Annotated in this window: 1 protein-coding gene; it reads left to right on the forward strand. The window is 68.6% G+C overall.

The genetic code is table 11. The annotated features are described in order from the left end of the window. A partial coding sequence (locus tag B7L92_RS33825) for an FtsW/RodA/SpoVE family cell cycle protein (protein ID WP_255311261.1) occupies positions 1-1,090 on the forward strand: 1,090 nt, incomplete at both ends.

Consider the following 1,090-nt stretch of genomic DNA (forward strand, 5'->3'; position numbering starts at 1 on the left):
CGTCGCCGCAGCACACGTCCACGATCGGTGCGATCGGCGCACCCAGCCGCCGCAACACCGAGCTCGCGCTGCTGGTCTTCGCCGTGGTCATCCCGGTCTTCGCCTACGCCAACGTCGGCCTGGCCATCGACGGCTCCGTCCCCTCCGGGCTGCTCGCCTACGGGCTGGGACTCGGCCTGCTGGCGGGGGTCGGGCACCTCGTGGTGCGGAAGTTCGCCGCGTACGCGGACCCGCTGCTGCTGCCCATCGCGACCCTCCTGAACGGCCTCGGGCTGGTCGTGATCTGGCGGTTGGACCAGTCGGAGCGGCTGCAGCTGCTGGCGAAGCGGGCGTACGGGGCGTTCAGCCCGTCCGCCCCGAACCAGCTGCTGTACTCGGCCATCGGCCTCGGCCTGTTCGTCGCGGTGCTGGTCTTCCTCAAGGACCACCGCATCCTGCAGCGGTACACCTACATCTCGATGGTCGCCGCCCTGATCCTGCTGCTGCTGCCGCTCGTACCGGGGCTCGGGGCCGATGTGTTCGGCGCCAAGATCTGGATCCGGGTCGCCGGGTTCTCCATCCAGCCGGGTGAGTTCGCCAAGATCGTCATCGCGATCTTCTTCTCGGGCTACCTCATGGTGAAGCGGGACGCGCTGGCGCTCGCCAGCCGCCGGTTCATGGGCCTGTACCTGCCCCGTGGCCGCGACCTCGGCCCGATCATCACCATCTGGGCCGTCAGCCTGCTCGTCCTCATCTTCGAGAACGACCTCGGCACCTCGCTGCTGTTCTTCGGCCTGTTCGTGATCATGCTGTACGTCTCCACGGAGCGGACGAGCTGGATCGTGATCGGTCTGCTGATGTCCGCCGCCGGTGCCGTGGGCGTGGCCTCGTTCGCCAGCCACGTCCAGGCCCGCGTGGACGCCTGGCTGGACCCGTTCGGCTGCTACCAGACCTCCGGTGCCTGTGAGCAGATCGGCCAGTCGATCATGTCGTTCGGCTCCGGTGGCGTGATCGGCACCGGCCTCGGACAGGGCCACTCCGACCTGATCGGCTTCGCCGCCAACTCCGACTTCATCTTCGCCACCTTCGGCGAGGAGCTGGGCCTGGCCGG

The sequence above is a fragment of the Streptomyces viridosporus genome, from assembly GCF_002078235.1.
Lineage (GTDB): Bacteria > Actinomycetota > Actinomycetes > Streptomycetales > Streptomycetaceae > Streptomyces > Streptomyces viridosporus.